This is a genomic window from Brucella sp. H1_1004, from assembly GCF_047308065.1.
GTDB lineage: Bacteria > Pseudomonadota > Alphaproteobacteria > Rhizobiales > Rhizobiaceae > Brucella > Brucella pseudogrignonensis_B.
This window is the reverse complement of record NZ_JAYKZA010000001.1, coordinates 165,250-177,727: the sequence shown is the minus strand read 5'-3', so window position 1 is coordinate 177,727 and position 12,478 is coordinate 165,250. Positions and strand designations below refer to the sequence as shown.

Sequence of the window (12,478 nt, the reverse complement as noted above, 5' to 3'; positions counted from 1 at the left end):
AATTAAAATTATGAGACCGGAATTCGACATCTATGGGATCTATCTACCGAGCCTCGCGGTGCTGGCATTGGGTGCCTATTTCGCAAACTCGCTGATGCAGCGTCTGCTCGCACGCGTGCGATTTTATCGTTTTGTGTGGCACAGACCTTTGTTTGATGCCGCCATGTATTTTTGCATTCTCGGCGCAAGCGCCGTTATCTTGAACGGAATACCACTATGAAGAAGCTTTTCGCACATTCCGGCCGGGTCTTCCTAACCCTCGTCATGGTTACAATGGCAGGGCTTCTCGGCTGGCATCTATGGGATTATTATATGAATGCGCCGTGGACGCGTGATGGTAAAATCCGCGCGGACGTGGTGCGTCTTGCGCCCGATGTTTCGGGTCTCGTCACCGAAGTGCTGGTCCATGACAATCAGGACGTCAAAAAGGGCGATGTGATTTTCCGCATTGATCAGGCACGCTACAAGCTCGCATTGCAGCAGGCGCAGGCAAAACTGGCCAGCAGCAAGGCAGCACTCGACATGGCAAACCGTGATTTGTCTCGTTATCACAAACTCAATGATACGACTGTTACGCAACAGAAGATGGAGCAGATCGAAACCACGACAATGCAAGCCGAGGCCACCTATCGCCAGGCAGAGCTTGATCGTGACTTGGCCGCGCTTAATCTTGACCGTTCGTCGGTAAAAGCGCCGGTGAATGGTGTCATCACCAATTTCTCGCTCCAGCCCGGTGATTATGTAACGGCCGGTTCTGCGGTGACTGCGCTGGTCGATACGGACTCATTTTATGTCTCCGGCTATTTTGAGGAAAACAAGCTTGAGCGCATCAAAATTGGCGACCCTGTTGTCATCGATGTGATGGGCAGCAAGGTGCAGCTCAAAGGCAAGGTCGAAGGTATTGCAGGCGGAATCGAGGATCGTGAGCGCACTGATTCCTCCAGCCTGCTCGCCAATGTTTCACCGACATTCAATTGGGTGCGTTTGGCGCAGCGTGTTCCGGTGCGCGTGAAGCTTGAAGATGTGCCGGAAGGCGTGCATCTGGTGGCTGGCCGCACCGTCAGCGTGTCTGTGGTGAACTGAAACATATGAAAGCCCGGCTATTTTGTCCGGGCTTTTTTCATGATAGCCATTTTTTATAAAAACGCGGGGCTTGAACAATGCAAGTGTTGGTGGTCCAGAATTATTCCGATTCAGGTCTGGGGCAGATTGAGCCGATCCTGATTGAAGCGGGTTACGGAATTGATATCAGGCATGCCTATAATGGCGATGCCCTTCCCGCAGATGATAGTCAGCATAACGCTCTGATCGTACTAGGCGGCGAGCAGAACGCTCTTGCCGATAGCGATTACGCTTATTTCCCTGATCTGCTCAATCTCATTCGGGCGTTTGGCGATAAAGACAAGGCGGTTTTAGGCATTTGCCTTGGCAGCCAGCTTATCGCGCGCGCTTATGGCGGTGAAAATATTCTCAACCGCCCGATGGAATTTGGCTGGCATAAGGTCTGGCTGACAGAGAACGGAAAAAGTGATCCGGTTATGTCTGCCGCGGGAGCCGCTTTTCCTATTTTCCACTGGCATCGTGATACTTTTTCTCTGCCTGATGGCGCGGTTCATATGGCAAGCAGCGACATGACGGTCAATCAGGCTTACAGGATCGGGCGTGCGACTTATGGCACCCAGTTTCACTTCGAGGCCGACACCAAGCTCGTCTCGGAATGGAGTGCATCTTTACGTGAGATGATTGCCGGTTTCGATTCTCAATGGGCAGCTGAACTTCCAGGAAATCTACAACTCTCAGGCGTCGCTGCCGACCGCGCGGGGGCTGCTCTGGCACGGGCATGGGTTGGTCTGATCTGATAAATCGTTGCCACTTTGCCACAGGTGAAAACCATTTGGGATTTTCGGTCTGAAAGCAACAATTGTAACTCGGACGTTCAGTTGCGGGTAACTTTTTTCAGGTGTAACTGAGGCCTCGCTCCGGGTGGCAAATGGTCGGACAAGGTGTAAATCTTGCCCATTATGAAAGCTCGGTCTCCGACTGTCCGGTAACCTGTCCAAAGAGTTTTCGATTATGACTGCTAAGCATGCTGCACTTCTCACAGTTCTGATGGTTTCTGCGATCGTGTTCATGGCAGTTGGCATTTTTACCGTCGATGCTGGTAACAGCATGACCTCGACCGACGGTTACGGTATTTCCAGCGCGCGTTAAACGTTGCTACTAGCGGCTGGACCTGCCGCTTCCAGAAAGCGCTTTTCCGGGCCATCGATGACGATGGCCGACAGCTTTCCGTTTTTCCATGCATATGTGTCGAGATTGACCCGATTGGGCTGAACATCGACAACGCGTTGTGGCGTATGGCCGTGGATAATCACCTTGTCTAGTGGGTCGGTCCATTTCAGAAACAATGTTCTGATCCACATCAGGTCATCACGGTCCTGCGCATCAAGCGGCACCACCGGGTTCACGCCCGCATGGCAGAAAAAGAAGTCTCCGAAACTTAACCAAGAAGGCATCGAGCGGATATAGTCGATATGCGTCTGCGGAATTGCGTCCAGTAGCTTTGGATAAGCTGCTTTCGCCGATGTGGGGTCGGTGTAATCGACCTCTACACCGTATGACCGTGCGGTGTCGCTGCCGCCATGCAGTGCAAAAATGCCATTTGTATCGCCGGTTGCAAGATAATGTAGAAATCCATCATCATGATTGCCGATGAGCGCGAGAATGCGCGGATCATGGGTTGAGGCATGGATCAGAAAATCCAGCACGCCTTTCGAATCCGGTCCCCGGTCGATGTAATCGCCTAAATGAATAATGCGCCAGTCATGTGTAGGATTGTGGTCGAGGTCGGCGCGGATCAGCCCATGCATATCTTGCAAGAGATCGAGACGACCATGCACATCACCAATGGCATAAAGCCGGATACCTTCCGGGCCTTTTGCGTCCTGTAGGGTCATGCCACTCATGAATCGCCGCTCTCTTTCACATCTTTTCCAGCCCGCTGCCGATAGCGCAATCGCGATACGCGTTCACGCTCGTCGTTGAGTTCGCGGTCGTTGGTTGCCTGTTCGACAAAGCGGATATGTTTCTGCACCGCTTCGCGTGCGGCTTGCGGGTTGCCCGCAATCACCGCGTCGTAAATGGCGCGATGCTGTGACAGCAGCATGTCAGCCACGCCGGGATAGCTGTAAATCAGGCTGCGATTGTAGAAAACGCCGTCTTTGAGCAGCTGATAGCAGGAACGCAATGTGTGTAGCAGCACAATATTGTGCGCGGCTTCGCCAATCGCATTGTGAAACTCGACATCAAGCTGTGCGCCTTTATCCAGATCACTGGCGCTGTTGGCCTCTTCCATCGCGGCCATGATTTCAGCAAGGAGTGCCTTGTCGGCTGACGTGGCGCGCAGCGCTGCATATTCGGCAGTCACGCTTTCAATCTCACGACGATATTCGAGATAGTCGGTTGTCGCTTTTCGATGCTCGCTGAAAAGCCTGACAACAGGGGGGCTGAAAACCTGACCGATGACATCGGCCACAAATGTTCCGCCACCATGACGTGATGTGAGAAGGCCTGCATTTTCGAGCCGTTTGAGCGCATCACGCAGAATAGGGCGCGAGATATCGAATTGACGTGCCAGTTCCCGTTCGCCCGGAAGTCTGTCGCCACCGCGCAAAACACCTTCAAGAATCAGGCTCTCGATCTGATGCACAACATCGTCTGCCGTACGGCTTGCCTGAATGCGGGAAAACACTGGTTCGGTCATGGTCGCAAACTAGCCCCAAGCAAAGGTTACGGCAACGTTTCTCTGAAACGCTTAAACAAAAACCCCGGAAACAAAGCTTCCGGGGTTTGTTACACAGTTGCGGCCTGTAATCAGGCCTTCTTGCGCTTGCGGCCAGAAACGAAAACCACAATACCAGCAGCGAGGCCGTACATCGCCCATTTGAAGGGCAGGACATCTGCGGTTTCGCTACGGATCGGAAGAACCGTGACGGTTCCGGGGCGGCTTTCAAAGCCAGTTTTGCCTTCGGACTTTGCTTGTTCGATCTGCTGCGGGGAAACAACCCATTCAGCGCCGCGCGACTTGTCATAATACATGAAGCCGCAACCGACGATAACGGCGACGACGAGTGCGAGAATAAGGCGGGGAGCGGTGTTCATTTTGATTCCTTGGATTATTTCCTCAATATTACCTGATGCCTGGGAGGCTGACCGGGTTCATACGCAATCACGGCTGCCACGTCTATTCCTTAGCCAAGCCTTGTGGAGAACTCCCGCTTTCCCAGTAAGGCACTGGTCCATAAAGATCAGCCAGATAGTCGATGAAGAGGCGCACTTTAGCAGGCAGGAACTGCTTGGAAGGGTAAACTGCGTGGATTGCGACATTTCGCGACGCGGCATAGTCGGGCAGCACCTGCACAAGCTTTCCGGCGGCAAGATCTGGTCCCACGTCCCATGTCGAGCGTTGCGCAATGCCAAGACCGGCCAACACGGCTTCGCGCACCAGTTCGCTCGAATTGGTCTGCAGCGGGCCGACCGGGCGGATGGTGATTGGACCCTTAGGGCCTTCCAGCCGCCATGGATCGTTGTTGTGCGGTGCAAGGCAGATATGATCGGCGAGATCTTCGATTGTCTGTGGTGTGCCGCGCTCAGCAATATAAGCGGGTGAGGCCACGAGAATTCTACGCACCGGTGCGAGACGGCGAGCCACAAGCGTTGAGTCAGAGAGTTCGCCAATGCGGATCGCTAGGTCATAACCGTCGCCGACAATATCCACCATTTCGTCCGAAAGCTGCATATTGACGGTGAGGTCGGAATTGGCGCGCATGAATGGCACCAGATAAGGCGCGATATGCATACGTCCGAAAGTGGTGGGAGCCGAGATTTTCAGCGTCCCGCGCGCATCGGCTGACCGGCGGGCGACAAAGGCTTCCGCCTCTTCGATATTGCCGAGAATGCCAAGAACGCGCTCATGATAGCCTTGACCTGCTTCGGTGAGTGCGATCTGGCGCGTCGTGCGCTGCAGCAACCGAGTGCCGAGGCGCTCTTCAAGTCTGCCGAGTCGTTTGGAAACGACAGCCGGTGATAGCCCAAGATCGCGCGCCGCGGCTGACATGCTGCCGGTTGCGACAACACGCGCGAAAATCTCCATATCGGCCAGACTGCTCATCATGTTAGTTTCAAATGCTCCCCGGCAGATATACGCATGCGTTCATCTAGCCGAGGCTTTGCAGAAATCGCAAGGCGATTATGCCGCAGCGTTAAAACTGTTTCGCCATAGGCATGATTGGTAAAATTAGTTTACCAGTTATGTGAAGTCGCTGGGAGGCGGAGGAATATATGAGCGGATTGGTCATGCCGGAGCCGGATGCAGCCGTCTTGCAAAGACGGGCCAGCATCGTTGCCGACTTGCGCAATATCGTGCCGGGTGAGGGCGTTGTCGATACTGTTAATGCGATGCGTGTGTTTGAAAGCGATGGGCTGACAGCACATCGTTCTCTGCCGCTGGTCGTTGTCCTGCCCGAAACCGTCGATCAAGTCTCAGATGTTCTGCGCTATTGTCATGACAATGGTATTCGCGTGGTGCCGCGCGGAGCTGGCACATCGCTGTCCGGCGGTTCGATGCCGCTGGCTGATGCTGTGCTGCTTGGCATGTCGCGCTTCAATCGTATTCTCGAAATCGATTATCCCAATCGCGTTGCAGTCGTACAGCCGGGGGTAACGAATCTCGGCATTACAAAAGCTGTTGAGCATGAAGGTTTTTACTATGCGCCTGATCCATCCTCGCAGATTGCCTGCTCGATAGGCGGAAATGTTGCGGAGAATGCTGGTGGCGTGCATTGCCTGAAATATGGTCTCACCGCCAACAACGTGCTTGGCATTGAAATGGTGCTGATAACTGGCGAAGTCTTGCGCCTTGGCGGCAAGCATCTTGATAGCGAAGGGTATGATCTGCTGGGACTGATGACCGGCTCGGAAGGTCTGCTTGGGGTGGTGACTGAAATCACCGTTCGCATTCTGCAAAAGCCTGAAACCGCGCGTGCTGTCATGGTTGGCTTTCCATCAAGTGAGCAGGCGGGGCAATGCGTTGCCGATATTATCGGCGCAGGGATCATTCCTGGTGGCATGGAAATGATGGATAGGCCTGCCATTCGCGCAGCCGAAGATTTTGTCAGAGTGGGCTATCCGCTTGATGTCGAGGCACTGCTGATCGTAGAACTCGATGGGCCGCCGATAGAAGTTGACCATTTGATCGGAGCGGTCGAGAGCATTGCGCTTAAAAATGGCTCGACCACCTGCATCCTGTCGCAGTCGGAAGAACAGCGACTTGCTTTCTGGGCGGGTCGTAAAGCGGCTTTCCCGGCGGTGGGGCGTATTTCGCCGGACTATCTCTGTATGGATGGGACTATTCCACGCAAAGAACTGCCGCGTGTTTTGTCCGGCATGCGCGAGTTATCCGAAAAATACGGGCTTCGGGTCGCCAATGTGTTTCATGCAGGTGATGGCAATCTGCATCCGCTCATTCTCTATGATGCAAATATTCCTGGAGAGCTGGAGGCTGCGGAAGATTTCGGCGCCGATATCTTACGTCTTTGCGTGAACGTTGGCGGCGTGCTGACGGGCGAGCATGGAGTGGGTATCGAAAAGCGCGATCTCATGCCGGAAATGTTCAACGAAATCGATCTCGACCAGCAGATGCGTGTGAAATGTGCGTTTGATGCCAAGCACCTGCTCAATCCCGGCAAGGTCTTTCCGCAATTGCGCCGCTGTGCCGAGCTTGGTCGTATGCATGTGCATCGCGGCGAGCTGGCCTTCCCCGACCTTCCGCGTTTCTGATCTGTGGTTATGAAAATGACTGATGCAAATACCTTAATACCGCAGGATGAATCGGGTGTCGTCGAGGCGGTCCAGTGGGCACTCGGTACGTCAACGCCGCTGGAGATTATCGGTAAAGGCTCAAAGCGTGGAATAGGTCGCCCGGTGCAGGCTGGCCATGTTCTGGATGTGTCGCAGCTTTCAGGCATAACACTTTATGAGCCGGATGAGCTGGTGCTGTCGGCGAAGGCGGGTACACCTGTTGCCGAAATTGAAAAATTGCTGGCGGCAAGCCACCAATGCTTTCATTTTGAACCGATAGATTATGGTCCGCTGCTTGGTGGTGAAGCAGGTCGCGGCACAATTGGCGGTGTGTTGGCTGCCAATCTTTCGGGGCCGCGTCGGTTGAAGGCGGGCGCTGCGCGCGATCATATTTTGGGCGTCCGGGTGGTTTCGGGCCGCGGCGAGTTGTTCAAATCCGGCGGGCGGGTCGTCAAGAATGTCACCGGCTACGATCTTTCCAAAGGCATGGCCAATTCCTGGGGTACGCTGGGCGTGGCAACGGAAGTTACATTTAAGGTTCTGCCCAAGCCTGAGACTTCTGTGACGCTTGCTGTTCGCGGGCTGGATGACGAGCAGGCCGCTCGCGTCATGGCTATGGCGATGGGATCGCGCGAAGAAGTGGCATCCAGCGCTCATTTGCCGCCCACTGTCGCCAATCGTTTTCTCGATGGCAAGCTTGGCTGGGAAGCTGCAACCATTCTGAGGCTGGAAGGCTTTGCGCCATCCGTCGCACATCGAAGCAGACAATTACAGGCTCTGTTAGGTGGGGCAGGGGCAATCGACGTGATTGATGAGCCTCAATCGACACAGATCTGGACAGAAGTTCGCGATGTGCTGCCCTATGCGCAGGCTGGCGATAATCGTGTGGTCTGGCGTGTTTCAATGGCACCGTTGCAAGGCTGGCGCATGATTGACGAGTTTCGTCGCCATGCAGGCGTTGATGCCTATTATGATTGGCAGGGCGGTTTGATCTGGATGCGAATGGAGGCCGAGCCGGAAGCCGGCACGCTGCGGAAGCTGATCGCCAAATATGGCGGCGGTCATGCAACGCTGATACGCGCACCGGAATTTGTGCGAGCCAACATCGATGTTTTTGAGCCGCAACCGGCAGCGCTTGCAGCACTTTCACAGCGGTTGAAACATCAGTTTGATCCGGAGAACATTCTTAATCCGGGACGTATGTATCCTGAGCAGGCGGGAGCGTGAGCCATGCAGACCCATTTCAGCCCCGAACAATTGCTCGAACCCGGTGTCAACGAAGCCGATAAAATCCTGCGTAAATGCGTGCATTGCGGTTTCTGCACGGCGACCTGCCCGACCTATGTGACACTTGGCAATGAACTCGATAGTCCGCGCGGACGCATTTATCTTATCAAGGATATGCTCGAAAACGGACGTCCGGCGGATGAAGAAGTCGTGCGCCACGTTGATCGCTGTCTATCGTGCCTTTCCTGCATGACGACCTGTCCATCGGGCGTCAATTATATGCATCTGGTTGATCATGCGCGTGCGCATATCGAAAAGACCTATAAGCGTCCATTTATGAACCGCTTTCTGCGCGGGATGCTGGCGCAGGTTCTGCCCTATCCGGGCCGGTTTCGGATGGCACTCAAGCTCGCCAAACTCGGGCGACCATTTGCTCCGCTTATGCGGAAAAACGCGAGCTTAAAGCCTATCGCAGCCATGCTCGAACTCGCACCGCAAAATCTTCCCGCCAAAGCTGATCCTCTACCAATAAGTGTGGCCAAGGGCGAAAAGCGCGGGCGTGTTGCGATCCTGAATGGCTGCGCGCAACCCGTGCTTAATCCCGACATCAATGCTGCTACACTGAGATTGCTCAATCGGTTTGGCATTGAAGTGGTGGCACCAAAGGATGAAGGCTGCTGTGGTTCACTCGTGCACCATATGGGACGCGAAGAACAGGCGCTTCATCAGGCACGGCACAATGTCGATGTCTGGACGCGGGAGATTGAGACGGGCGGTCTTGATGCAATTATCGTGACAGCGTCGGGCTGTGGAACGACGATCAAGGATTATGGTTATATGCTGCGGCTCGACCCGGCCTATAAGGATAAGGCTGCGCTTGTATCATCGCTCGCCAAGGATATTACCGAATATCTGACAACCATCACACTGCCGCAGCCCGAAGAGCCGAAGGTGCTGACGGTTGCCTATCATTCGGCTTGCTCGATGCAACATGGCCAGAAGATTGTGCGTCAGCCGAAAGACCTGCTTTCAAAAGCGGGTTTCACAGTGAAAGAGCCATTGGAAGGCCATCTTTGCTGCGGTTCTGCGGGCACCTATAATATTATGCAGCCGGAGATCGCGACCAAACTTCGCGATCGCAAGGTCAGGAATATTGAGGCGACCGGAGCCGATCTGATTGCGACCGGCAATATTGGTTGTATGACGCAGATTGCAACAGGCAGTAAGCTGCCGATTGTGCACACGATTGAATTGCTGGACTGGGCCTATGGCGGGCCAAAGCCCGTTGTGCTTTCAGGTTCCAGCCTTCATTGACCGGGCATGTTTGAGCGGAAAGCCCTTGAAGCTTTTCGTTTCCTTCAGCACGAAAGTCGTCTGCATTTCCTTGATGCGGGGCAAGCGGCGCAGCGTTGACATGGCAAAATCGGCATAGGTATCGAGATCGTGCGATACGACTTGCAGCAGAAAGTCTGCGTCACCAGCAATGCTGTAACAGGTGATGACTTCATCAAGGCCCATCAGTTCAGCCGCAAACTGTTCGGCTTCCGCTTCACTGTGACTATCGATTTTGATGCGGACAAAAGCCAGAACGCCAAGGCCGATTGCCTTGCGATCCAGCGTGGCGCGATAACCCCGTATCACGCCTTCTTCCTCCAGTTTGCGAACTTTGCGCCAGCTTGGAGACGTGGACATGCCGACCTGATCTGCGAGCGCCTGATTTGTGAGGCGACCGTCACCCTGTAAGGCTTCGAGAATCCTGATGTCAGACGGATCGAGCGTGTTCATATGAATTTACCTTAAAGTCGACTTATTATGGTAAGGTCTACCATAAAACTATCCTAAGCGGGAGAGATAGGCAGGATTGACCTCGTGATGCGGTGTATTTCTCTGTGAGAAATCTCTATTTCAGGAGCCGTCATGCAAGAAGATCTTCGCCTCGCCATTATTGTTAATCCAGAACTGCCGTTGGGGCTGATCGCCAATACAGTCGGCGCGATTTCGATTGGTCTGGGTGCAAAGCTGCCCTTCATTGCTGCCCGACAATTGGTCGATAAAATGGGCGTTGCTATCGACATCAGCTCGGATCGTCCTGTGCCAATTCTTCAGGCTGATGCGGAAACGATTCGGGCCATCGCATTAAAAGCAGCAGGCTTTGAAGAGCGGCAGGCTGTTGTGGCCTTCCCCGCCTTTGCGCGCTCGCTGCATGTTTATACCGAGTATGAAGCCCTTTTCCCCAAAAAGGAGTTGGCGAATGAAGCAGTTGACGGGGTGGGGATCGCTGGCCCAACGAAATGGGTGCGTTCGCTAACGGGGAGTTTAAAACTTCTGCGATGAAAAAAGCCCGGCAATTTGCCGGGCTTTTCATTTCCGTTATACCACCGAGAATGTCGCTGGGTTCGGTCCGATACGACCGTCTGTCTTGTCCAGCTTGGTGATCGCGTCATGGTCGGTGCCATTGAGGCTGAAGTCGAACACTTCAAAGTTTTCTTTGATGCGTGCAGGTGTGACCGACTTTGGAATGACGATATTTCCGGTTTCGATATGCCAACGCAAGATGACCTGAGCGACTGATTTCCCGTGCTTTTCAGCGATGGATTTCAGTGTTGGGTTTTCCAGAATAGTGCCCTGGCCGAGTGGGCTCCAGGCTTCGGTTGCAATGTCATGCTTGCTGTGGAACAGACGCAACTCGTCCTGCTGGAACTGCGGGTGCAGTTCGATCTGGTTGATAACCGGAACAACATCGCTTTCTTTCAGAACGCGCTCGAGATCAGCGGTCTGGAAATTGGATACGCCGATCGACTTCGCGCGGCCTTCTTCTTTAATCTTGATGAAAGCGCGCCATGTGTCCATGAACAGGTCTTTGGATGGCAGCGGCCAATGGATCAGATAAAGATCAACATAGTCCGTGTCGAGCTTCTTGAGACTTGCGTCAAAAGCCTTGAGCGTCGAGTCGTAACCCTGTTCTTTATTCCAGAGCTTTGTCGTCAGATAAATATCTTTGCGGGCTATGCCGGACTCTTTAATTGCCTTGCCGGTGCCTTCTTCATTGCCATAAATGGCAGCAGTATCAATGTGTCGGTAGCCTACTTTCAGCGCTTCGCTGACAGCCGTGACAGCCTCGTCATTGCCAACCTGCCAGACACCGTAACCGAGCTGTGGGATATGATTGCCGTCGTTCAGTTTTACCACCGGTACGGTCATGTTCAGTCCTTCCCTCTTGCATATATACTCTTCATTTTGCTTGCACAGCATATGGGTGTTCGCATGAAAAGTGAAAGACCTTTCGTCTGCCTTTGTGCGTTAAGGCGGACGCTTTTCCTTTAAAAACGCCAAAAATTTCAATTCGATGACAAAAAGGCCGTTGTCACTTAATGCGACAACGGCCTGAATTTGCGATCCATAAAGGGTTTTAATTATCGAACGACCACGCGTGTGCCGACGGGAACGCGACCATAAAGATCGCTCACATCTTCGTTACGCATGCGGAAACAACCCGAAGACATGGCTTTGCCAATCGTCCATGGCTGATTGGTGCCATGGATACGATAAAGCGTTGAGCCGAGATACAAGGCGCGTGCGCCAAGCGGATTGTTCACCCCGCCTTTCATCTGGGCTGGCAGGATGCGACCCTTTTTGCGTTCGCGCTCGATCATCGTTTTGGGTGGTGTCCATGTCGGCCATTCGGCCTTGCGGCTTACTTTTTGTGTGCCTTTCCAGCCAAAGCCCTGTTTCCCGACACCAATGCCATAGCGCCGCGCCTGGCCATTGCCTTCGACGAGATAAAGGAAGCGCTTGCCGGTATCGATGACAAGGGTTCCGGGCTTTTCACCGCCGGAATAAGAGACCACTTGTGGCAGGAACATTGGATCAAGATGTTGCTTCTTGCCCACAGCCTTTGCAGGGTTAGCGGCAGGACGCTGCTGGCTTACATTCTGAATGCGCGCTTCAGGCGCTTGCTTCTTTTTAACGACGGTGCGTTTTTGTGGCAGTGCAGGCTCGGTCTTAGGCAACACACGCACAGCAGGGCCGCCAAGCTGTGCGAGCCAGCGCTGTGATGTTTCATTGTCGACCCGAACCGGCGGCTGGGTTGCATAACGATCATTGGCAAAAGCCATGCTGGTCGTGACGATAGAAACGGTGATTGCCGCAATTGATCCGATTAAAAGCAGATGACGTGGTTTCATAAGCCAAATCCGTCTATTCTGCGTCCTGCATTCGCGCTGACGCTGTTGCCCTTCATATCCCTGACATGTCCTGTCAGGAGTACGAACCCGAAATTCATGAGGCTATTGTGCCGAGCAATGGAATCATAAAGGTAAATTTTGGGCCGTCTGGTTCGACAGACACCTTCAAATTGTGGTTGTGGTTAGCGCAAGGTTGCGCGACATGATTA

At 53.7% G+C, this 12,478-nt stretch carries 15 protein-coding genes; 8 read left to right on the top strand and 7 right to left on the bottom strand.

Going from position 1 to position 12,478, the window contains the following annotated elements:
- Window positions 1-10: 10 nt before the first annotated feature.
- The 4 genes from U2P60_RS00875 to U2P60_RS00860 all read left to right on the top strand — a co-directional run bounded on the left by U2P60_RS00875 (window position 11) and on the right by U2P60_RS00860 (window position 2,211).
- The gene (locus U2P60_RS00875; protein WP_313828835.1) at window positions 11-220 is read left to right on the top strand and encodes a DUF1656 domain-containing protein; all 210 of its coding nucleotides are present in this window, start codon (window positions 11-13) and stop codon (window positions 218-220) included.
- Window positions 217-1,083 carry an HlyD family secretion protein gene (locus U2P60_RS00870; protein ID WP_313828834.1) on the top strand — a complete coding sequence of 289 codons (867 nt, stop codon included), beginning with the start codon at window positions 217-219 and terminating at the stop codon, window positions 1,081-1,083. The genes U2P60_RS00875 and U2P60_RS00870 overlap by 4 nt, the downstream gene beginning before the upstream one ends.
- Window positions 1,084-1,160: 77 nt before the next feature.
- Window positions 1,161-1,859, top strand: a complete 699-nt coding sequence (locus U2P60_RS00865; protein WP_413570840.1) for a type 1 glutamine amidotransferase — start codon at window positions 1,161-1,163, stop codon at window positions 1,857-1,859.
- A gap of 214 nt (window positions 1,860-2,073) precedes the next feature.
- Entirely contained in the window at window positions 2,074-2,211 is a 138-nt protein-coding gene (locus tag U2P60_RS00860; RefSeq protein WP_250043203.1) for a hypothetical protein, read from the top strand.
- On the opposite strand, the gene U2P60_RS00855 is transcribed toward U2P60_RS00860, so the two are convergent.
- The 4 genes from U2P60_RS00855 to U2P60_RS00840 form a co-directional block, all read right to left on the bottom strand.
- Complete coding sequence (locus U2P60_RS00855) at window positions 2,208-2,966, bottom strand: metallophosphoesterase (RefSeq protein WP_413570839.1); 759 nt, start codon at window positions 2,964-2,966, stop codon at window positions 2,208-2,210. The two genes, U2P60_RS00860 and U2P60_RS00855, sit on opposite strands and share 4 nt — an antisense overlap.
- Entirely contained in the window at window positions 2,963-3,763 is an 801-nt protein-coding gene (locus U2P60_RS00850; RefSeq protein ID WP_413570838.1) for an FCD domain-containing protein, read from the bottom strand. Before U2P60_RS00850 ends, U2P60_RS00855 begins: the two co-directional genes overlap by 4 nt.
- Before the next feature lie 110 nt (window positions 3,764-3,873).
- Window positions 3,874-4,161, bottom strand: coding sequence for a hypothetical protein (locus tag U2P60_RS00845; protein ID WP_413570837.1), 288 nt, complete (start codon window positions 4,159-4,161; stop codon window positions 3,874-3,876).
- Between the two features lie 82 nt (window positions 4,162-4,243).
- Window positions 4,244-5,173: a LysR family transcriptional regulator gene (locus tag U2P60_RS00840; RefSeq protein ID WP_413570836.1), complete on the bottom strand. Its 930-nt coding sequence runs from the start codon at window positions 5,171-5,173 to the stop codon at window positions 4,244-4,246.
- A 167-nt stretch (window positions 5,174-5,340) separates the two neighbouring features.
- On the opposite strand from U2P60_RS00840, the gene U2P60_RS00835 reads away from it, so the two are divergent.
- From U2P60_RS00835 to glcF, 3 genes are read left to right on the top strand one after another with little or no spacing between them, the layout of a single operon-like run.
- On the top strand, window positions 5,341-6,837 hold the full coding sequence (locus U2P60_RS00835) for an FAD-linked oxidase C-terminal domain-containing protein (RefSeq protein WP_413570835.1): 1,497 nt from the start codon (window positions 5,341-5,343) through the stop codon (window positions 6,835-6,837).
- 15 nt (window positions 6,838-6,852) lie between these two features.
- A complete protein-coding gene (gene glcE, locus U2P60_RS00830; RefSeq protein ID WP_413570834.1) occupies window positions 6,853-8,085 on the top strand; it encodes a glycolate oxidase subunit GlcE in 1,233 nt (410 codons plus the stop codon).
- A gap of 3 nt (window positions 8,086-8,088) precedes the next feature.
- Window positions 8,089-9,399, top strand: a complete 1,311-nt coding sequence (gene glcF, locus U2P60_RS00825; RefSeq protein ID WP_413570833.1) for a glycolate oxidase subunit GlcF — start codon at window positions 8,089-8,091, stop codon at window positions 9,397-9,399.
- Here the strand turns inward: glcF and U2P60_RS00820 are convergent.
- A complete protein-coding gene (locus tag U2P60_RS00820; protein WP_413570832.1) occupies window positions 9,379-9,870 on the bottom strand; it encodes an Lrp/AsnC family transcriptional regulator in 492 nt (163 codons plus the stop codon). The two genes, glcF and U2P60_RS00820, sit on opposite strands and share 21 nt — an antisense overlap.
- A gap of 132 nt (window positions 9,871-10,002) precedes the next feature.
- Here U2P60_RS00820 and U2P60_RS00815 point away from each other — a divergent pair, with 132 nt between their 5' ends.
- Window positions 10,003-10,419 carry a DUF2000 domain-containing protein gene (locus U2P60_RS00815; protein WP_413570831.1) on the top strand — a complete coding sequence of 139 codons (417 nt, stop codon included), beginning with the start codon at window positions 10,003-10,005 and terminating at the stop codon, window positions 10,417-10,419.
- Window positions 10,420-10,455: 36 nt separating this feature from the next.
- Here the strand turns inward: U2P60_RS00815 and U2P60_RS00810 are convergent, their stop codons facing one another.
- Both U2P60_RS00810 and U2P60_RS00805 read right to left on the bottom strand, forming a co-directional pair.
- Window positions 10,456-11,286, bottom strand: a complete 831-nt coding sequence (locus tag U2P60_RS00810) for an aldo/keto reductase (RefSeq protein WP_413570830.1) — start codon at window positions 11,284-11,286, stop codon at window positions 10,456-10,458.
- Between the two features lie 212 nt (window positions 11,287-11,498).
- A complete protein-coding gene (locus U2P60_RS00805; RefSeq protein WP_413570829.1) occupies window positions 11,499-12,269 on the bottom strand; it encodes a L,D-transpeptidase in 771 nt (256 codons plus the stop codon).
- Window positions 12,270-12,478: the final 209 nt, after the last annotated feature.

What these genes read in the sequence shown, in the direction of transcription:
- U2P60_RS00875 (WP_313828835.1), top strand. Translation starts at nt 11, where the DNA reads ATGAGACCGGAATTCGACATCTATGGGATCTATCTACCGAGCCTCGCG.
- U2P60_RS00870 (WP_313828834.1), top strand. Translation starts at nt 217, where the DNA reads ATGAAGAAGCTTTTCGCACATTCCGGCCGGGTCTTCCTAACCCTCGTC.
- U2P60_RS00865 (WP_413570840.1), top strand. Translation starts at nt 1,161, where the DNA reads ATGCAAGTGTTGGTGGTCCAGAATTATTCCGATTCAGGTCTGGGGCAG.
- U2P60_RS00860 (WP_250043203.1), top strand. Translation starts at nt 2,074, where the DNA reads ATGACTGCTAAGCATGCTGCACTTCTCACAGTTCTGATGGTTTCTGCG.
- U2P60_RS00855 (WP_413570839.1), bottom strand. Translation starts at nt 2,966, where the DNA reads ATGAGTGGCATGACCCTACAGGACGCAAAAGGCCCGGAAGGTATCCGG.
- U2P60_RS00850 (WP_413570838.1), bottom strand. Translation starts at nt 3,763, where the DNA reads ATGACCGAACCAGTGTTTTCCCGCATTCAGGCAAGCCGTACGGCAGAC.
- U2P60_RS00845 (WP_413570837.1), bottom strand. Translation starts at nt 4,161, where the DNA reads ATGAACACCGCTCCCCGCCTTATTCTCGCACTCGTCGTCGCCGTTATC.
- U2P60_RS00840 (WP_413570836.1), bottom strand. Translation starts at nt 5,173, where the DNA reads ATGATGAGCAGTCTGGCCGATATGGAGATTTTCGCGCGTGTTGTCGCA.
- U2P60_RS00835 (WP_413570835.1), top strand. Translation starts at nt 5,341, where the DNA reads ATGAGCGGATTGGTCATGCCGGAGCCGGATGCAGCCGTCTTGCAAAGA.
- glcE (WP_413570834.1), top strand. Translation starts at nt 6,853, where the DNA reads ATGACTGATGCAAATACCTTAATACCGCAGGATGAATCGGGTGTCGTC.
- glcF (WP_413570833.1), top strand. Translation starts at nt 8,089, where the DNA reads ATGCAGACCCATTTCAGCCCCGAACAATTGCTCGAACCCGGTGTCAAC.
- U2P60_RS00820 (WP_413570832.1), bottom strand. Translation starts at nt 9,870, where the DNA reads ATGAACACGCTCGATCCGTCTGACATCAGGATTCTCGAAGCCTTACAG.
- U2P60_RS00815 (WP_413570831.1), top strand. Translation starts at nt 10,003, where the DNA reads ATGCAAGAAGATCTTCGCCTCGCCATTATTGTTAATCCAGAACTGCCG.
- U2P60_RS00810 (WP_413570830.1), bottom strand. Translation starts at nt 11,286, where the DNA reads ATGACCGTACCGGTGGTAAAACTGAACGACGGCAATCATATCCCACAG.
- U2P60_RS00805 (WP_413570829.1), bottom strand. Translation starts at nt 12,269, where the DNA reads ATGAAACCACGTCATCTGCTTTTAATCGGATCAATTGCGGCAATCACC.